Below are 19,090 nucleotides of genomic sequence, written 5' to 3' on the forward strand. Positions count from 1 at the left end.
TCTTGCGCCGCCGTCTGATCAGTTCCACGCTCGCCGTGGTGCTCGTCGTCATCGCCGTCTTCGGCGTCTCCCTCGTCATCGTCGAGACCCGCACGATCTCCAGCAGCGCGCAGGAGAGCGTGGACTCGGAGGCGCTGAGGATCGTCTCCATCGTCGACAGCCGGCTCATCGGCGGCGAGCCGGTCAACCCGGACATCCTGGCCGAGCAGAGCGGCGCCAAGCGGTACGCCCAGATCCGTATCCCCGGCCGCGACACGATCGAGATCGGCACCCGCCCCGAGGGCGACGTCACGCGGGGCCTCGCGGAAGGGGAGCGCGGCGAGACCGTGATCGTCGAGGAGCCCCGCTCGGCCGTCACCGCCGAGGTCGGCCGCACCCTCCTGATCATCGGCGCGGTGGCGCTGCTCGCCGTCATCGCCGCCGTCCTCCTCGCCGTACGCCAGGCCGACAAGCTGGCGTCGCCGCTGACCGACCTCGCCGAGACCGCCGAGCGCCTCGGATCGGGCGACCCCCGGCCCCGGCACCGGCGGTACGGGGTTCCCGAGCTCGACCGGGTCGCGGACGTCCTCGACGCCTCCGCCGAGCGCATCGCCCGGATGCTCACCGCCGAGCGCCGGCTCGCCGCCGACGCCTCGCACCAGCTCCGTACGCCCCTCACGGCCCTCTCCATGCGCCTGGAGGAGGTGGCCCTCGCCGACGACCTGGACACGGTCAAGGAGGAGGCGACGATCGCGCTCACGCAGGTCGAGCGGCTCACCGACGTCGTCGAACGGCTCCTGACGAACTCCCGCGACCCCCGTACGGGCTCCGCCGTCGCCTTCGACCTCGACGAGGTCGTCAAGCAGCAGCTGGAGGAGTGGCGGTCGGCCTACCGCAGCGCCGGGCGGGCCATCGTGCACTCGGGGAAGCAGGGAATGCGGGCCGTCGGCACCCCGGGCGCGGTCGCCCAGGTCCTCGCGGCGCTGATCGAGAACTCACTCATGCACGGCGGCGGCACCGTCGCCGTACGGACCCGGGTCACCGGCAACCAGTCGGTGATCGAGGTCACGGACGAGGGCCCCGGCGTCCCGTCCGACCTCGGCGCGCGGATCTTCGAGCGGGCCGTGAGCGGCCGCAGCTCCACAGGGATCGGCCTGGCCGTCGCCCGTGACCTGGCGGAGGCGGACGGCGGGCGCCTGGAGCTCCTCAAGGAGCACCCGCCGGTCTTCGCGCTCTTCCTGAGCCGAGAGGTCAGGAGCGTCTCGGACGACGCGCGGGAGCGCCCCGTCAGGTGATCGGACGCGGTCGGGCCGGCGGCGGGAGTCAGACGCGGTCGGGCTGGCGGCGGGCCGGCTGGCGCGGCGGCTGCTCAAGGAACGATTCGGCGGCCTGCACGGCTTCCTTCGCGGGCAGCGCGCGGAACACCCACGTGCGGTACGACCAGAAGCGGAACAGCGTCGCGACGCCGATGCCGAAGAACTTGAAGAAGTTGCTCGCGAGCGGACCGTCCCAGCCGAAGCCGTACGTCGCCGCGTACAGCAGACCGTTCTGGATCACCAGACCGATCAGGCTGAAGAGGAGGAAGAGCGACATCTCCTTGGTGCGGCTGCTCTTGTCCCGGTCGCGGTACGTGAAGTAACGGAACCCCACGTAGTTGAAGGCGATCGCGACCAGCGTGGCGATGATGCTCGCGCGCACGACCGGCAGGTCCGTGAAGTGCCGTACGAGGTTGAACACCCCGAGGTCGACCAGAACACCGACAGCCCCCACTGCCCCGAACTTGGCGACCTCACGGAAGAGCCCGTTGAGTCGCATGCGCAGCGCGCCGGGTTCACTCATGGTGATGGGCCTGTCCCGTTCGTCCGGGTGACGTCCGGGCGACGTCAACCCAACCATGCTAACCAGACCCCCTGTCACCCGCCCGGGTACCTCGCAAACCACGGGGAAAGCCGGTTCTCACCTGCGCTGTCCTTGTCGCAAACCACAGGCGGACGAGTGTTCCCTGATGGTGCGGATACCCTAAGAGGGTGACGTTCCCCGTAGTAGGCATGGTCGGCGGCGGGCAGCTCGCCCGTATGACCCACGAGGCGGGCATCCCCCTCGGCATCAAGTTCAAGCTCCTCAGCGACACCCCGCAGGACTCCGCGGCCCAGGTGGTGAGCGAGGTCGTCATCGGCGACTACCGCGACCTGGACACGCTGCGTGACTTCGCGCGCGGATGTGACGTGATCACCTTCGACCACGAGCACGTCCCCACGGAGCACCTGCGAGCCCTGGAGGCGGACGGCATCCCCGTCCGGCCGGGGCCCGACGCGCTGGTGCACGCCCAGGACAAGGGGGTGATGCGCGCCAAGCTCGACGAGATCGGCGCGCCGAGCCCCCGCCACCGCATCGTCGCGGACCCGGCGGACGCCGTGGCCTTCGCGGCCGAGGTCGGCGGCTTCCCGATCATCCTCAAGACCGTGCGCGGCGGCTACGACGGCAAGGGCGTCTGGTTCGTGCGTACGGAGACGGAGGCCCGCGACCCGTTCCTCGCGGGCGTCCCGGTCCTCGCCGAGGAGAAGGTCGACTTCACGCGCGAGCTCGCGGCGAACATCGTCCGCTCCCCGCACGGCCAGGCCGTGGCCTACCCGGTCGTCGAGTCCCGTCAGGTCGACGGCGTCTGCGACACGGTCATCGCGCCCGCGCCCGGCCTCGACGACGAACTCGCCGGGCAGGCGCAGGAGCTCGCGCTCCGCATCGCCAAGGAGCTGGGGGTCGTCGGCCACCTCGCCGTCGAGCTCTTCGAGACCACGGACGGCCGCATCCTCGTCAACGAACTGGCGATGCGCCCGCACAACTCCGGGCACTGGACCCAGGACGGCGCGGTCACCTCGCAGTTCGCGAACCACGTCCGGGCGGTCCTCGACCTCCCTCTCGGCGATCCGCGGCCGCGCGCCCGGTGGACCGTGATGTGCAATGTCCTGGGCGGCGACTACCCGGACATGTACTCCGCGTACCTGCACTGCATGGCCAGGGACCCGCAGCTCAAGATCCACATGTATGGCAAGGACGTGAAGCCCGGCCGCAAGGTGGGGCACGTCAACACCTACGGCGACGACCTGGACGACGTGCTGGAGCGCGCGCGTCACGCCGCCGGCTACCTGCGAGGAACGATCACCGAGTGAGCAGCATGAGCACCGCCCCCGTCGTCGGCATCGCCATGGGATCCGACTCCGACTGGTCCGTCATGGAGGCCGCCGCACAGGCCCTGGACGAGTTCGAGATCGCGTACGAGGTCAACGTCCTCTCCGCGCACCGGATGCCCCGCGAGATGATCGCGTACGGCGAGGAGGCCGCGGGCCGCGGCCTGAAGGCGATCATCGCGGGCGCGGGCGGCGCCGCCCACCTGCCCGGCATGCTCGCCTCCGTCACCCCGCTCCCGGTCATCGGCGTGCCCGTGCCGCTGAAGTACCTCGACGGCATGGACTCGCTGCTCTCCATCGTGCAGATGCCGGCCGGCGTCCCCGTCGCCACGGTCTCCGTCGCCGGCGCGCGCAACGCGGGCCTGCTCGCGGCCCGGATGCTCGCCGCGCACGACCCCGAACTGCTCGCCCGGATGAACGAGTTCCTCCAGGAGCTCAACGACCAGGCCACGGAGAAGGGCAAGCGCCTGCGGGCCAAGGTCGAGGGCGCGGAGTCCTTCGGCTTCGCCAAGTGAGCGCGGCGGCGGACCGTCTGGCGGAGGCCCGCGAGCTGCTCGCGGGCCACCCCGTCGTCGACGGCCACAACGACCTCCCGTGGGCGCTGCGCGAGCACGTCCGCTACGACCTGGACCGGATGGACATCGGCGCGGACCAGACCGGCGCCCTCCACACCGACCTCGTCCGGATGCGGGCCGGCGGCGTCGGCGCCCAGTTCTGGTCGGTCTACGTCCCCTGCCGGCTCGCCGGCGACGACGCGGTCAGCGCGACCCTGGAGCAGATCGACATCGTCGACCAGCTCCTGGAGCGGTACGCCGCCGACCTCGCCCCCGCCCTGACGGCGGACGACATGGAGGCGGCCCGCGAGCAGGGCCGTATCGCCTCGCTCAAGGGCGCCGAGGGCGGCCACTCGATCAACAACTCCCTCGCCACCCTGCGCGCGCTGCACGCCCTGGGCGTCCGCTACATGACGCTCACGCACAACGACAACAACGACTGGGCGGACTCGGCGACCGACGAGCCGGGTGTCGGCGGGCTCTCCGCCTTCGGCCGGGCCGTCGTCGGAGAGATGAACCGCTCCGGCATGCTCGTCGACCTCTCCCACGTCGCCGCGACGACCATGCGGGACGCGCTCGACACCTCGACCGCGCCGGTGATCTTCTCGCACTCCTCGTCCCGGGCGGTCTGCGACCACCCGAGGAACATCCCGGACGACGTCCTGGAGCGGCTGCCCGCCAACGGTGGCGTCGCGATGGCCACGTTCGTACCGAAGTTCATCCTCCCCGCGGCCGTCGAGTGGACCGCGCGGGCGGACGACAACCTCCGGGCGCACGGCTTCGACCACCTCGACACCACCGCCGCGGCGATGAAGCTGCACCGCGCCTTCGAGGCGGAGAACCCGCGCCCGATCGCCACCGTCGCCACGGTCGCCGACCACCTCGACCACATGCGCGAGGCCGCCGGCATCGACCACATCGGCATCGGCGGCGACTACGACGGGACGGCCTTCACCCCGGCCGGCCTCGACGACGTCGCCGGCTACCCGAACCTGATCGCGGAGCTCCTCCACCGCGGCTGGTCGCACCCGGACCTCGCCAAGCTGACCTGGTCCAACGCGGTCCGCGCCCTCCGCGACGCGGAAGCGGTCTCCCGCGACCTCCGCTCCCGCACGTCCCCGTCGAACGCGACGATCGACGTCCTGGACGCACCGGTCGGACAGGACGCTCCGTAACGGATCCGTCACCCGGACGGTCTACTCCGCCGCGCCCCGGCCTCCGGCCGGTGGCACGGTGGACGGTACTGCCCCGCCGCTCTCGGCGGGGCGGTACTGCATCACCGAGTTCGGAGTAGCACCATGGCAGATCTCGACGACCATTCCCCCATCTCTGCCGCCCCCGCCGCCGTCGGCGCGCTGGATACCGCCGAGTCCCCACCCCCGCTCGACGAGACGGCCCGGGCCCGCGCCATCCTGGCCGCCCAGCCCGTGGTCGAGGGCCATACGGAACTGCCCCCGTCCCTCGACCCCGAGGACCTTCCGCCCGCTCGCGCGGCGGAGGTGGGAGCGCAGTTCTGGTCCCTGCACGTGGACGCCGACGAGGGCGTCATCGGCACGCTGCGGCGGATCGACGCGATCCGCGCGCTCGTCGCCGCCTGTCCCGAGGACCTGCGGCTCGTGCACAGCACGTCCGAGATGGCCCACGCCGGGAACTGCGGCCGGGTCGCCGCCCTGCTCGGCCCGGTCGGCTGGCCCGCGCTCGGCGGCTCGGCCGCCACCCTGCGGGCCTACCACGCCCTGGGCGTACGGGCCGTGAACCTCACCCGTTTCGACCGCTTCGCCCGCGAGGCCGTACGGGAGATGAACCGGCTCGGCCTGGCCGTGGACCTCTCCGGCGCCGACCAGGACACCGTCCGCCGCGCCCTCGCGGTCACCCGGGCCCCGGCCCTGCTGACCAGGGCGGCACCGGAAGTCCTCCCGGACGACGTGCTGGGGCTCCTCGGCGAGAACGGCGCCGTCTGCATGGTCACGGTCACGGACGACCCGACCGCGGACGCCGACGTCCTCGACCGGGTGCGTACGGAGGCGGGGCCGCGCGCCACGGGCATCTCCCACACCACCGCCCCGGCCCGCGGCTACGTCCCGCTCTTCGCGGAGCTGCTCCGCCGGGGCTGGCCCGCCCAGGACCTGGTCGGGCTCGCCCACGCCAACACCACCAGGGCGCTGCGGGAGACCGAGTTCCTGGCGCGGACGAACCGCATCCGCCCGGCCGCGGCCTGACGGTACGTACAGGGGCACACGGAGGAGGGGCGCACCGCCACGGCGGTGCGCCCCTCCTGCTCGTCGTCTCAGGCCCGCGGGCGGCCCATCGCCCGGTAGGTCCAGCCCGCCGCCCGCCACCGCTCGCCGTCGAGGGCGTTGCGGCCGTCGAGGATCACCCGCGAGGAGGCGACCGCGGCGAGCTCCGCCGGGTCGAGCTCGCGGAACTCCCGCCACTCGGTCAGGTGCAGCACCACGTCCGCCCCACGCACCGCGTCCAGGGCCGTCTCGGCGTACCCCAGGGTCGGGAAGACGCGGCGCGCGTTCTCCATGCCCTTCGGGTCGTAGACGGTGACCTGGCCGCCCTGGAGGTGTATCTGGCCCGCCACGTTCAGCGCGGGGGAGTCGCGGACGTCGTCCGAGTCCGGCTTGAAGGTCGCGCCGAGCACGGCGACCCGGCGGCCCAGGAAGGTGGACCCGCCGAGGGCCTCGCGCGCCATCTCCACCATCTGGCCGCGCCGCCGCATGTTGATCGAGTCGATCTCGCGCAGGAAGGTCAGCGCCTGGTCGGCGCCCAGCTCGCCCGCCCGGGCCATGAAGGCCCGGATGTCCTTGGGCAGGCAGCCGCCGCCGAAGCCGATGCCGGCCCGCAGGAACTTGGCGCCGATCCGGTCGTCGTGGCCGATGGCCTCCGCCAGCTTGGCGACGTCGCCGCCGGTGGCCTCGCAGAGCTCGGCCATCGCGTTGATGAAGGAGATCTTCGTGGCGAGGAAGGAGTTCGCGGACGTCTTGACCAGCTCGGCCGTCGGGAAGTCGGTCACCACGAACGGCGAGCCCTGGCCGACGGGGACCGCGTACACCTCGCGCAGCGTCTTCTCGGCGCGCTCGCCCTGCACGCCGACCACGATGCGGTCCGGGCGCAGGGTGTCCTGGACGGCGAAGCCCTCCCGGAGGAACTCCGGGTTCCAGGCGAGCTCGACGCCCTCGGGCAGCAGCTCCGCGAGCCGCTCCGCCGAGCCGACCGGCACGGTCGACTTGCCGACGACGAGGGCCCCTTCGCGGACGACCGCGGCGAGGGAGGCGAAGGCGGCGTCGACGTAGCTCATGTCGCAGGCGTACTCGCCGTGCTTCTGCGGGGTGTTCACACAGACGAAGTGCACGTCGCCGAAGGCGCCGACCTCCTCCCAGGAGGTGGTGAAGCGCAGCCGGCCGGTCGATCCCTCGATGCCGGCCACGTGCTTCGCGAGGAGCTCCTCGAGACCCGGCTCGTACATCGGGACGCGCCCGGAGGACAGCAGCTCGATCTTCTCGGGGACGACGTCCAGGCCGAGCACCTCGAAGCCCAGCTCCGCCATCGCCGCGGCATGGGTGGCGCCGAGGTAGCCGGTGCCGATCACGGTGATCTTGAGGGCCATGCGGTACTCCAGTGACGTCGGGCGGAATGCCTGCCCGAGCATAGTCGTGCCCTGGCCCGAGGCCGGGGCGCGCCCGTACCCTTCGAGTTACTTAACGGTAGTTAACGAACACGGGAGTGAGTGAACGTGGCGGGTTCGTCTGATTTCGACCTGTATCGGCCCTCCGAGGAGCACGACATGCTCCGTGAGTCGGTGCGCGCGCTGGCGGAGGCGAAGATCGCTCCGTTCGCGGCGGCGGTGGACGAGGAGCACCGGTTCCCGCAGGAGGCGCTGGACGCGCTGGTCGCCAACGACCTGCACGCGGTGCACGTGCCGGAGGCGTACGGCGGCGCGGGCGCGGACGCGCTGGCGACGGTGATCGTGATCGAGGAGGTCGCGCGGGTGTGCGGCTCGTCCTCGCTGATCCCGGCGGTGAACAAGCTGGGCTCGCTGCCGGTGGTCCTGTCCGGCTCGGAGGAGCTGAAGGCGAAGTACCTGGGCCCGCTGGCCAAGGGCGACGCGATGTTCTCCTACGCCCTGTCCGAGCCCGACGCGGGCTCCGACGCGGCCGGCATGAAGACCCGCGCGGTGCGCGACGGGGACTTCTGGGTCCTCAACGGCGTCAAGCGGTGGATCACCAACGCCGGCGTCTCGGAGTACTACACGGTGATGGCCGTCACCGACCCCGACAAGCGCTCCAAGGGCATCAGCGCCTTCGTCGTGGAGAAGTCCGACGAGGGCGTCTCCTTCGGCGCCCCGGAGAAGAAGCTCGGCATCAAGGGCTCCCCGACCCGCGAGGTCTACCTCGACAACGTCCGCATCCCCGCCGACCGCATGATCGGCGCCGAGGGCACCGGCTTCGCCACCGCGATGAAGACCCTCGACCACACCCGCGTCACCATCGCCGCCCAGGCCATCGGCATCGCCCAGGGCGCCCTCGACTACGCCAAGGGCTACGTCAAGGAACGCAAGCAGTTCGGCAAGCCCATCGCCGACTTCCAGGGCGTCCAGTTCATGCTCGCCGACATGGCCATGAAGCTCGAGGCCGCCCGCCAGCTCACCTACGCCGCCGCCGCGCGCTCTGAACGGGTTTACAGGGCCTCGCGCACCGACGCCGACCTCACCTTCTTCGGCGCCGCCGCCAAGTGCTTCGCCTCCGACGTCGCCATGGAGGTCACCGTCGACGCCGTCCAGCTCCTCGGCGGCTACGGCTACACCCGCGACTACCCCGTCGAGCGCATGATGCGCGACGCCAAGATCACCCAGATCTACGAAGGCACCAACCAGGTCCAGCGCATCGTCATGGCCCGCAACCTCCCGTAACGGCACGAACGAGCACGGCGCCACCCCCGTCGGGGGTGGCGCCGTGCCTCATGTCATCTCACCGTCACGGGTCGACGACCACCGTGCAGGTGTACGTACCGGGCTCCAGGTCCTCGAACGTCTCCGAGGTGTCGTCGAAGGCGTTGGGGCTGCCGTCCGGCGGGGTCGCCGCCAGGCCGGTGCAGCTGATCTTGGACTTGGTTCCGCCCTGCACCTGAGAGGCGAACGAGACCGTGATGTTCGAGAGAGGGACGTTGATGAACTCCGCCGTCTCACCGACGTACGGCTCGTCGCCGCAGCTCGCCTTGTTGTCCACGGTGACCGTCTGGTCCTCCTGGGGCTTGTAACCGGCGGGCGTCACCTCGCTGACGGTGTGCGAGCCGAACTCCAGGTTGTCGAAGCAGACCGTGCCGTCGGCGCCGGTCTCCTTGGTCTCGCCGTTGTCGACCGAGAACCGCACACCCGCGTGGGCGGTGTTGCCCGCACCCGCCTCGGCGTGCTTGCGCAGCTTGGTGATCAGGATCGCGCCGCGCTGCCGGGGATCGACGAAGGAGACCGTCTCCTCCTCGTCGGCGTCCACGACGATGGCCTGGTCGGGCGCCCGGTCGTGACCCGCCGGGACGACGGTCTCGTGGACGATGTAGTTCCCGGTCGGAACGTTGGGGATGGTGCACTCACCGGTGGAGTCGGTCGTGCACTTCAGTGTCGTCTCGATGTCCTCCGCGCCCAGCGGCGGGGTCAGCGGCGCGAAGTTCTGGTACAGCGTGAACTCGGCGCCTTCCAGCTCCACGTCCCGGTCGTCGGTCTTGAGGATCTTGACGCTGCCGCAGTTGGAGATGTCGATGTTCGCCGGCGGGATGAAGTCCTTCAGCACCGCGTTGAACGAGCCACCCGACGCGCGGCTCTTGAGGTAGGCCGCGCCGAGCGACCGGCACGAGCCGTTGTTTTCGGGGAAGATCGCGCTCAGCCGGACCGAGGCCTCACCGAAGGTGTTCCTGTCGAGCGCCCCGAGCACGCCGCCTTCGGTGGCGGTGATCGTGTTGAGCCTGTTGATCGAGCCGGTCGCGTCGCCCGCCGCGTCCAGGTCCTCCTCGGCGCTCCAGACGCCGGCGCTCGTCCACCGACGCAGGGCGAGCTCCGGCCGGGTGCCGCCCTGCCTGAGGTCGTAGGTGATCAGCAGGTCGCCGACCGTACGGATCGGGGTGACGCCGTTGGCGCTCTTGGTCCGGCTCTGGTTGAGCTCGAAGTCCATGTTCGTGGAGCCGCTGGGGTCCTGTACACGGGTCCAGTACAGGTGCAGGAAGCCGTCGCTGGTGCCGCCTTCTTGGTGGAGGCCGAAGAACTTCAGGTCGCTCTTGTTCGGCGGAATGCCGCCGCTCTCGATCGTGGGGACGGCCGTGTTTTCCTTCGTTCCCTCCACGAAGGAGGTGTCAGGGGCCGTGGTGTCCCCGGTGCGGATCTCCGTGACGTTGTTCCAGTCGAGATCGCCGTTGACGTCGACGCGCAGATTGGCGTCGGTGTCGATCTCGAAGTCACTGCCGGTGAGGCTGGGCGGCGGAGCGTCGGCCGTCGCGAGGGTGGCCGGCAGGAAACCGGCGACGAGCAGAGCGGCTGTTGCGGCCACCCGCAGGGTGGTGGATCTCCTGCGAGGCTGCGCGGATGGGGTCACTGCAGGGTTCTCCTCGTGCGAAACGAAGGCTGCTGACGGTGGGTCAGAATTAGCACGGGGAGGTGATCGAATTCACGCGACGCGTTCGCACGGAAAAGAATGACGTCACCGATCGCGGTAATTGTGTGACGCGGATAATTACCTGCTGAAAAGAGAAAGGGCCCCGCCGGCGGAGTGCCGGCAGGGCCCCATTCGCGTGAACAGTGCGAATCGTAGGACGAGATGTCAGCGGTCCGAGGTGACCGTCACCTTCTCGTCGTTCCGGATCTGCTCGACGAGCTGCTTCACCTTCGGCATGTCCCACTTGTAGGAGTTCTGCGGGGCGCTGCCGGCGAGCGGCATGTTCATGGACTTGCCGTCGCCGCCGCTGATGCCCTTCATCGCGAAGAACATCTTCCCGAGGTCGTACAGCGACATGTCCTTGTCCACGATCAGCGTCTCCAGGCCGGCGCCGAGCGTCGGGTACAGCGCGAACGGGTTGAGGATCGTGCCCGGCGTCGCCGCCTGGTTCGCCAGGGCGGAGAGGAACTTCTGCTGGTTCTTCGTCCGCGCGAAGTCCGACTCGGCGAAGGCGTACCGGGTCCGGACGAAGGCCAGGGCCTGCTCGCCGTTGAGAGTCTGCTCGCCCGCCTGGAAGTCGGCACCGGACTTCTTGTCCTTGAAGCCCTTCTCGATGTTGAGCTCCACGCCGCCGAGCGCGTCCACGATGTTCGCGAAGCCGGCGAAGCCGATCTCCGCGTAGTGGTCGATGCGCAGACCGGTGTTGAACTCGACGGTCCGCACGAGCAGCTCGGGGCCGTCCATCGCGTACGCCGCGTTCAGCTTGGAGCCGCCGCGGGCCGGGTACTGCTTGCCCGACTCGGAGCCGACGAAGGACGGGATCGTCACCCACGAGTCACGGGGGAGCGAGACCATCGTGTTCCCGCTGGAGCAGGCCGCGAGGATCATCATCGAGTCGGTCCGCTTGCCCTCGGCGGAGCCGGTGTGCAGCTTCTTCTTCTCCTCGGCGGACATGCCCTCACGGCTGTCCGAGCCGACGATCAGGTACGTCGTGCAGTCGCCCTCCGACGGCCGCTCGATGACCTTGGAGAGGTCGACCTCGTTGCGCATCTGGGAGCTGGCCCAGGCGTACGTGCCGATGCCCCAGGCGAGGACGCCGACGGCCAGGACGATCGAACCGATCTTGGCGCGCTTGCGCCAGTCCGGGGCGGGGCGCCCGGGGCCCTGCGGGGAGTACGGCGGGACGCTGCCCGGGCCGCCGCCCTGGGCGCCACCACCCTGCCGGCCGCCCTGCGAGCCGCCGTAGACCTGGCCCGAGCTGTAACCGGAGTCGTAGCCCGAGCCTTGGGCCTGGGTGAAGTTCGGGTTGTAGCCCTGGTCCTGGCCGTAGCCCTGGTCGTAACCGTGCTGCGGCTGCTGCGGAGCCTGCGGGCGCTGCACATGGCGCATCCTGCGAGCACCCTCGGGCTGGGAGTTCGCGTTGCGGCCGTGTCCGCCGTCTTCGGGCCAGTCATTCATGCGGACCAGTGTGCCGGGCGGGGGAATCCCCTGGACAGGCCGGGTGGAAAATCGGACCGGTGCTGTTGCCAAGCTGATGCAAACCGGACAGGGGTGCGACCCGGCATAAGGTGGAGGGCATGACAGAACAGGGCGATATCCCCGGCAAGCCCACCTCGGCCTCCCGCACCACACTCAGCCACATCATGACGAGCCACGACACCAACCTCCTCGGTACGGTGCACGGTGGCGTGATCATGAAACTGGTGGACGACGCGGCCGGCGCCGTCGCGGGCCGGCACTCGGGCGGCCCGGCGGTCACCGCCTCGATGGACGAGATGGCCTTCCTGGAGCCGGTCAGGGTCGGCGACCTGCTGCACGTGAAGGCCCAGGTCAACTGGACCGGCCGGTCGTCCATGGAAGTCGGCGTACGGGTCATGGCCGAGCGCTGGAACGAGTCCACGCCCGCCACCCAGGTCGGCTCGGCCTATCTGGTCTTCGCGGCCGTCGACGCGGACGGCAAGCCGCGGCGCGTCCCGCAGGTCGTCCCGGAGACGGAGCAGGACAAGCGCCGCAACCAGGAGGCCCAGATCCGCCGCACCCACCGTCTGGCCCGCCGCCAGGCGATCAAGGACCTCCGCGAACGCCGGGCCGCAGAGGGCTACGAGGACTGACGCCCAGGGGGCCGCCGGCGAGCGGCCCCCGCCCCCGGAGGCGTACTCCTCACGGCGCTTAAGCCCCTCATGGCCCTCATGGCCCTCACGGGCAGACCACCTGGTCCCCGGTCACCGCCTCGAACGGGCCGCCCCGCCCCGGTTCCTCCGCCCGGACTCCCGTGACACCCCGGTAGTCCGCCCCCACCGTGACCCGCAGCGTCCCGCCCCGCCCCGCCACCGCCCGCAGCTCCGACCCCGGCAGCGCCGCCGCGAGGGACTTCGCCGAGCGGTCCCAGCGCGGGTCGTACTCCACGAGCGTCCGCGCCCGCTCCTGGCCGGACCCGGTCAGAGGCGTCCTGGTCGTGTCGAAGCCGGTGGCGCGCAGCGCGTCGTCCACCTTCCGGCCGAGCCCGTCCGTCCGGGTCCCGTTGTAGACCTGCACCCGGATGGTGCGCGGAGCCACGTCCACCACGGCCGTCCTCGGGGCGGCGCCCTTCCCGGCGGACGCCTCCTTCGGCGGGGCCGGCGCGAGCGGACGGTCCTCCCGCAGCGCCTGGAACAGCTTCTGCGCCTTCGCCGCGTCCCACTTCACCGTCGACCCGATCCCCTTGACCGGGAAGCTCATGTCGCCGATCGGCACCGACACGAACTCCGAGGACGCCGGCGTGAAGCCCCGCATCGCCTTGGCGAGCGCCAGCATCTGATCCGTACCGAAGTCCTCGTCCGCCCGGACCGAGCTCAGCATCGTCGTGGCCATCTCCCGGAACCGCACCGGGTTCAGGAGCACCCCGCCGCTCGTCGCCCGGTCGATGAGCGCCGCCAGGAACTTCTGCTGGCGCTGCATGCGCCCGATGTCGGCGGCCCCGTCGATGTGCCGCGAGCGGACGTACTGGAGGGCCTGCCCGCCGTCGAGCTCATGGGTGCCGGCCGCGAGGTCGAGCCCGGTGTAGGAGTCCTTGACCGCCCGGGTCGTGCAGATCTGCACCCCGCCGATCGCGTCCACGGTCCGCATGAAGCTGGTGAAGTCGACCTCCAGGTAGTGGTCGATCTTGACGCCGGTCATCGACTCGACGGTCCGCACGGTCAGCCCGGGCCCGCCCTCCGCATAGGCGGCGTTCAGCTTCACGGGGTGCGAGTTGTGCCTCTTGCCGCTGGTCAGGTCGGTGTGCTCGGGCATCTCGGCGTACGAGTCCCGGGGCAGGCTCACGACGCTCGCCCGCTCCCGGTCCTCCGAGATGTGCACGAGCATCACGGTGTCCGTGCAGTGGCAGGGCGCGCCGCCGAGCCGGTACTTCTCCTTCTCCTCCGGGGTGATCCGGTCGCGGCCGTCGGTGCCGACGACGAGGACGTTCATCCCGTGCCCCGCCTGCGGCCGGTTCTTCATGTCCTTGAAGGGGTCGACCCGGGTGATCCCGGTGTCCAGGCCGGTCACCACCGCGTGCCCGATCCCGCCTGCCGCGAGGACCACCACGGACAGCGCGGTCGCCATCCGCATCCCCCACCGGGGCCGCCTCCGTCGCCGCCGGCGGACCGGTGCGGGCGGCCGGGGGGCGGGCCTGCGAGGGGGCGTGCGGGGCGGTGTGGGCACGGACGGACACCTCCGCGGGTGTGACAAGGGGAACCGTGAGCACGGTAGGCCCATACGATCAGCGCAAGGGTGCACCACCCATGCGGCGCGCACCGGTGTCCCCCGTTCGCGGTAACGTGGCGGGCAATGAACGCCATGCCCCCCGTCTCCGTGATCATGCCGGTCCTGAATGAGGAACGGCATCTGCGCACCTCGGTTCGTCACATCCTGGAGCAGGAGTACGACGGCGAGATGGAGGTGGTGATCGCGCTCGGTCCGTCCAAGGACCGTACCGACGAGATCGCCGCCGAACTCGTCCGCGAAGACCCCCGCGTCCACACCGTGCCGAACCCCACGGGCCGCACCCCCGCCGCTCTCAACGCGGCGATCCAGGCCTCCCGTCATCCGATCGTGGTGCGTGTCGACGGCCACGGCATGCTCTCGCCGAACTACATCGCGACCGCCGTCCGGCTCCTGGAGGAGACGGGCGCGCAGAACGTCGGCGGCATCATGCACGCCGAGGGCGAGAACGCCTGGGAGGACGCGGTCGCCGCCGCGATGACCTCGAAGATCGGCGTGGGCAACGCGGCCTTCCACACGGGCGGCGAGGCCGGCCCGGCGGAGACCGTGTACCTGGGCGTCTTCCGGCGCGAGGCCCTGGAGCAGCAGGGCGGGTACAACGTCGAGTTCATCCGCGCCCAGGACTGGGAGCTGAACTTCCGCATCCGCGAGGCGGGCGGCCTCATCTGGTTCTCGCCGGAGCTGCGCGTCCAGTACCGCCCGAGGCCCTCGGTGAAGGCCCTCGCGAAGCAGTACAAGGACTACGGCCGCTGGCGCCACGTGGTGGCCCGCTACCACCAGGGCTCCATCAACCTCCGCTACCTGGCCCCGCCCACGGCCGTCTGCGCCATCGCCGCGGGCCTCGTGGTGGGCGCCACGCTCACCCCGCTCGGCTTCGTGGTCCCGGCGGGCTACCTCGCCGCGATCACGGCGGGCTCGCTCCCGGCGGGCAAGGGCCTGTCGCTGAAGGCCCGTCTGCAGATCCCGGTGGCGCTCGCGACGATGCACATGTCGTGGGGGTTCGGCTTCCTGACGAGCCCGCGCTCGCTGGCCCGGAAGGTCATCGCGAGCCGCCGCCCGGCGGTGAAGGCCGGCGAGTCCGAGACGGTCTGATTCCCCGTTCCCCGGAGCATGACCGACGGCCGGGCCCCGGAAAGGGGCCCGGCCGTCGGTCATGCGCGGCTCACCGTGCTCAGCTCTTCCCGTCCCACCGGTAGACCGAGTAGATGTCCATGCACTCCGCCTTGTCGTCGGCGCCGTCCGGCAGGTCGCCGGCCACCGGCTTCGGCTTCTTGTACGTGGTGCCCTCGCGCCAGTCCGCGCCGACGACCAGGGTGATGCCCTTCGCCTCGGCGTCGGTCCGTACGGCCGAGGCGGGCAGACCGAGCGCCTTCGCCACGGAGAGCGCGTTCGCCTTGCCCTGGTCGGCGTCCGCCTTGGGGTAGGTGACGACGGTGTCCTTGCGGGCGCCGCCCTCCCGGGAGGAGTCGGCCTGGGTGAAGCCCTTGCCCTGGAGCGCCTCGGCCATGTCGCGGGCCCGGCCCTCGACGGCCGGCTCGCCGTTGCCGTCGGTGCCGTTGACGACGGTCACGGCGAAGGAGCCGGGAGCCTCGGCCGGCGTCGTGGGCTTGGGGGAGGCGGTGGGCTTTGGCTTCGCCTTCGCGCCGGACTTGTCACCGTTCTTGTCGAGGGCGACGTCGTCCCGGAGCATCGACCACATCTTGTCGGCGGCGGAGGGCCGCAGCTGCAGCCACTCGTTCGGCCGCGGCGGGTACGCGTCCGTGGGGACGGTCGCCGTCGTCAGACGGTCGACCTTCACGTTCTTGAGCTGCATCGCCAGATCGAAGAGCTTCTTCACGGTGTCGAGGTCCTGCGACACCTGAAGGGACTTGGTGGCGGTCTCGGCCAGGCCCGTCAGGCGCCCCGTGTCGGTCCAGGCGTTCTGCTCCTGGAGCCTCTTCATCATGCCGTTCATGTACATGTGCTGGGCCTTGGCGCGGTTCTGGTCGCTGCCGAAGGCGTGCCGGGTACGCAGCCACTGGAGCGCCTGCACGCCCTTGACCTCGGTGGTGCCCTCCGGCAGCTTCAGCCCGGAGCCGCCCTTCACCCGTGCGGTCGACTTGTCGTGCACACCGGTCTTGACGCAGACGGGGACGCCGCCGACCTCGTCGGCCATGGCCACCACACCGGCGAAGTCGACCATCAGCCAGTGGTCGATGTAGACCCCGGTGAGGCTCTCCCAGGTGGTGAGGGTGCAGCCGGGACCGCCGCGCTGGAGCGACTCGTTGATGGGCCGGTTGTCGGTGGCGGCGTAGGGCGTGCCGTCCTTGTCCTTGCACTCCGGGATCTTGACGACCGTGTCGCGCGGGATGGAGATGAGCGAGGCGTTCTCGCGGTCCGCCGAGACGTGGAGCAGCATCTGCACGTCGGCGAGCGGCTTGCGGTCCTTGTCGTTGCGGCCGCCGCCGAGGGCGATGTTCTTCTCGTCGGCCCGGCTGTCGGAGCCTATGAGGAGGATGTTGAGCGGGGTGTCGCCGAGCGCGTTCGGCGCGGCCTTCTTCGCGCCACTGTTGCCGCCGGTGCGGTCACCGCTGCGGATGTTGCCGTTGAGGTGCTCGTAGTACAGGTATCCGGCGCCGGCCGTGCCGAGTATCAGCACGGCGAGGGTGATCGCCGCCCAGCGCAGCACCTTGTGCTTGCCGGCCTTCTTGGCCCGGCGGCGCGAGCCGCCGCGGCGGTGGCTCGTCCGCGCGTCGCCACCGGTCTCCGCCCCTCCGCCGGCGGTACCGCTGCGACGCCGCTCGGCCCGGGTCGACGCCGGCGCGGACGTACCGCCGGATCCGGCGTCGTCGGCCGCGGCCCCGTTCCCGGCGCCGGTCGCCTCTCCGGTCCCGCTCCCGGCGCCGGTCGCCTCCCCCGCTCCGTAGAGGTCGTCGTCCCAGCCCAGTTCACGGGCGCGCGGAACGCGTCCCCGCGTTCCCTCCCCACGCACGTTCTGTCCCACCCCAGGTCCCCTCGTGATTCAGCCGTGCGCCGCGGCCCGGTGTTTCCAGGTCATTCGGCACACACCTTCTTGTCGGCTTCTACCTTGTCGACGTCCGGCGCCTTCGTCGGACCCTTGACGGGCGCCCCCGCGCCCTTGAAGTCGGCACCGAGGATGAGCGTCATGGGCTCGCGTTCCCCGGCGTCCTGCGTGCCCGGCTTGAGAGCCGTGGCGGGCAGCCCCATCATGTCCGCGAGCTTGCGGGCCTGATCGGCCTGGTTCGGTGCGTAGGTGAGTGTGGTCTTCGCCGCCTTCTCGGGGGCGTTGCTCTTGTTGGAGGAGCGGCTCACACCCATGTCGTTCTGCAGCCAGAGGATCGTGGACTGCGCGGCCCCGGTGATGCCGCTGCCGTTGTAGACGTCGACGCGTACGTCGGCGGCCTCGGCGCGCGTGCCCTGGAGGAGCTTCGCCTGGGCCTGCGCCTTGGCGTTCTTGGCGTCCTTCTCCTTCTTCTTCACCTCGGTGAAGGAGACGTCGTTCTGGATCATGTCGAACACCTGCGGGGCCTTGGTCTGGTCGAGGACCACGGTCGCCCGCTTGTTCGGCGGCTCGTCGGGGTTGTCGACGACCGGCACGGTCATGAAGCTGATGTTCTTGAGGTCGACCTTGCCGATCTCCTTGGCAAGGCTGGTCAGCTTCAGGGCACTTCCTATGCCCTTGTCCACCGTCAGCGCGTCGGTCGCCGCGTTCGCGACGTCGAGCAGCTGCGTCGGGCTGTCCAGCGTGTCTTCCTTCAGCTGGCGCATCATCGACGCGAGGAACTGCTGCTGCATCTTGATGCGGTCCAGGTCGCTCTCGTTGCCGAGACCGTGGCGGTTGCGGAGGAAGGCGAGCGCGTCCTCGCCCTGGATCTTGTGCTCGCCCGCGTCGAGGTTGAGCTTGGAGTACTTGGTGTCGCGGATGGGCTTGTTCAGGCAGACCTTCACGCCGCCGACGGCGGTCGACAGCGTCTTGACCGCGTTGAAGTCGACCATCATGAAGTGGTTGATGCCGATGCCGCTCATCTCGGTGATGGTGCGCATGGTGCAGCCGGGGTCGCGGCCGTTGACCCCGAACGACTCGTTGAACTTGGTCGTCCCGACCGAGCCGGGGATCACCTTGGTGGAGCCGTCGGGCTGCTTCGTGGGGCAGTCCGGGATCTTGATCTTGAGGTCGCGGGGGATGCTCACGGCCGTGGCGTTGGTGCGGTCCTCGGCGACGTGGATGAGGAACGTCGTGTCGGCGTGGCCGGTGACGTTGGTCTTGTTGCCGTAGCTCTCGTTGCCCTCACCGGTACGGACGTCGTTGCCGATGATCAGGATGTTGAGCGGCCCGTCCATCCCGGGCGTCTGGACGGCCGCCGTGCCGACGTCGACCGTGCCGATGTTGCCGTCGAGCTTCTTGTACAGCAGGTACGCGCCGGTGGCGCCGCCCACGAGTACGAAGGCCATGGTGCCGCCGGTCCAGAGGAGGACCTTCTTCTTGCGGGACGCGCCCTGCTTGGGCTTGCGGCGGCTGGCCGGCGGCTGACTGCCGCCGCCCTGCTCGGAGACACGGCGGCGGCGCTGACCGGGGACGGGTGCCTCGGTGGCGGTGCCGGCACCGCCACCGGCACCGCGGCCGGTGCGGGGCGCTTCGGCCTCGGTGGCCGTGCTCGATCTCCGGGGTCGGGACGGTGCCTGCGGCTGCCCAGCGGAGTGGTCCAGTCGCAGTTCGTAGTTGCCCGTCTGCGGGTTGAGTACCCACTGGTCGGCGGGGTCGATCTCGTCCGCCCGTCCACGGCTGTGCGCGTCCACGGTTACTCGAGTCCTCCGTCGGTGCCACGCGAGGCGCCTCCCCCGGCGCCGCATTCTCGGTCGTTCGATCCTTGGTGAGTGCGACGACCACACGGTCGGGGTGCACCGGATCGCGTCACACTATCCGCCCAGTTCAACGTGGGGCGACGTCAGTGACAAATTCCACGCCCCTTACAACCGGGCAATTTGC

The 19,090-nt window shown here is 70.6% G+C and carries 15 protein-coding genes; 8 read left to right on the forward strand and 7 right to left on the reverse strand.

Annotated features, from left to right (window positions below):
• Positions 1-2: 2 nt before the first annotated feature.
• On the forward strand, positions 3-1,274 hold the full coding sequence (locus DEJ46_RS24330) for an ATP-binding protein (protein ID WP_150269633.1): 1,272 nt from the start codon (positions 3-5) through the stop codon (positions 1,272-1,274).
• A gap of 28 nt (positions 1,275-1,302) precedes the next feature.
• Here the strand turns inward: DEJ46_RS24330 and DEJ46_RS24335 are convergent, their stop codons facing one another.
• Positions 1,303-1,818, reverse strand: coding sequence for a GtrA family protein (locus DEJ46_RS24335; protein WP_150269635.1), 516 nt, complete (start codon positions 1,816-1,818; stop codon positions 1,303-1,305).
• 188 nt (positions 1,819-2,006) lie between these two features.
• Between DEJ46_RS24335 and DEJ46_RS24340 the strand changes: the two genes are divergently transcribed.
• The 4 genes from DEJ46_RS24340 (at position 2,007) to DEJ46_RS24355 (ending at position 5,937) form a co-directional block, all read left to right on the forward strand.
• Complete coding sequence (locus DEJ46_RS24340) at positions 2,007-3,146, forward strand: 5-(carboxyamino)imidazole ribonucleotide synthase (protein ID WP_150269637.1); 1,140 nt, start codon at positions 2,007-2,009, stop codon at positions 3,144-3,146.
• A 5-nt stretch (positions 3,147-3,151) separates the two neighbouring features.
• Positions 3,152-3,679, forward strand: coding sequence for a 5-(carboxyamino)imidazole ribonucleotide mutase (purE, locus tag DEJ46_RS24345; protein WP_150269639.1), 528 nt, complete (start codon positions 3,152-3,154; stop codon positions 3,677-3,679).
• Positions 3,676-4,893, forward strand: a complete 1,218-nt coding sequence (locus tag DEJ46_RS24350) for a dipeptidase (RefSeq protein WP_150269641.1) — start codon at positions 3,676-3,678, stop codon at positions 4,891-4,893. The genes purE and DEJ46_RS24350 overlap by 4 nt, the downstream gene beginning before the upstream one ends.
• Positions 4,894-5,016: 123 nt before the next feature.
• A complete protein-coding gene (locus DEJ46_RS24355; protein WP_150269644.1) occupies positions 5,017-5,937 on the forward strand; it encodes a membrane dipeptidase in 921 nt (306 codons plus the stop codon).
• 68 nt (positions 5,938-6,005) lie between these two features.
• On the opposite strand, the gene DEJ46_RS24360 is transcribed toward DEJ46_RS24355, so the two are convergent.
• On the reverse strand, positions 6,006-7,331 hold the full coding sequence (locus DEJ46_RS24360) for a UDP-glucose dehydrogenase family protein (protein WP_150269646.1): 1,326 nt from the start codon (positions 7,329-7,331) through the stop codon (positions 6,006-6,008).
• Between the two features lie 126 nt (positions 7,332-7,457).
• Between DEJ46_RS24360 and DEJ46_RS24365 the strand changes: the two genes are divergently transcribed.
• Complete coding sequence (locus DEJ46_RS24365) at positions 7,458-8,633, forward strand: acyl-CoA dehydrogenase family protein (protein ID WP_150269648.1); 1,176 nt, start codon at positions 7,458-7,460, stop codon at positions 8,631-8,633.
• Between the two features lie 64 nt (positions 8,634-8,697).
• Here the strand turns inward: DEJ46_RS24365 and DEJ46_RS24370 are convergent, their stop codons facing one another.
• Both DEJ46_RS24370 and DEJ46_RS24375 read right to left on the reverse strand, forming a co-directional pair.
• Complete coding sequence (locus DEJ46_RS24370) at positions 8,698-10,302, reverse strand: collagen binding domain-containing protein (RefSeq protein ID WP_150269650.1); 1,605 nt, start codon at positions 10,300-10,302, stop codon at positions 8,698-8,700.
• A 225-nt stretch (positions 10,303-10,527) separates the two neighbouring features.
• Positions 10,528-11,820, reverse strand: a complete 1,293-nt coding sequence (locus tag DEJ46_RS24375; RefSeq protein ID WP_190622866.1) for an LCP family protein — start codon at positions 11,818-11,820, stop codon at positions 10,528-10,530.
• Between the two features lie 119 nt (positions 11,821-11,939).
• Here DEJ46_RS24375 and DEJ46_RS24380 point away from each other — a divergent pair, with 119 nt between their 5' ends.
• Positions 11,940-12,473 carry an acyl-CoA thioesterase gene (locus DEJ46_RS24380; protein ID WP_055643142.1) on the forward strand — a complete coding sequence of 178 codons (534 nt, stop codon included), beginning with the start codon at positions 11,940-11,942 and terminating at the stop codon, positions 12,471-12,473.
• A gap of 85 nt (positions 12,474-12,558) precedes the next feature.
• Here the strand turns inward: DEJ46_RS24380 and DEJ46_RS24385 are convergent, their stop codons facing one another.
• A complete protein-coding gene (locus DEJ46_RS24385) occupies positions 12,559-13,950 on the reverse strand; it encodes an LCP family protein (RefSeq protein WP_150269652.1) in 1,392 nt (463 codons plus the stop codon).
• A 219-nt stretch (positions 13,951-14,169) separates the two neighbouring features.
• Between DEJ46_RS24385 and DEJ46_RS24390 the strand changes: the two genes are divergently transcribed.
• On the forward strand, positions 14,170-15,195 hold the full coding sequence (locus DEJ46_RS24390; RefSeq protein ID WP_150269654.1) for a glycosyltransferase family 2 protein: 1,026 nt from the start codon (positions 14,170-14,172) through the stop codon (positions 15,193-15,195).
• Between the two features lie 79 nt (positions 15,196-15,274).
• On the opposite strand, the gene DEJ46_RS24395 is transcribed toward DEJ46_RS24390, so the two are convergent.
• Both DEJ46_RS24395 and DEJ46_RS24400 read right to left on the reverse strand, forming a co-directional pair.
• Positions 15,275-17,086, reverse strand: coding sequence for an LCP family protein (locus DEJ46_RS24395; protein ID WP_223835054.1), 1,812 nt, complete (start codon positions 17,084-17,086; stop codon positions 15,275-15,277).
• 50 nt (positions 17,087-17,136) lie between these two features.
• Entirely contained in the window at positions 17,137-18,900 is a 1,764-nt protein-coding gene (locus DEJ46_RS24400; protein WP_150269655.1) for an LCP family protein, read from the reverse strand.
• Between the last annotated feature and the right edge of the window lie 190 nt (positions 18,901-19,090).

The sequence above is a fragment of the Streptomyces venezuelae genome (assembly GCF_008642375.1).
GTDB classification, from domain to species: Bacteria; Actinomycetota; Actinomycetes; order Streptomycetales; family Streptomycetaceae; genus Streptomyces; species Streptomyces venezuelae_G.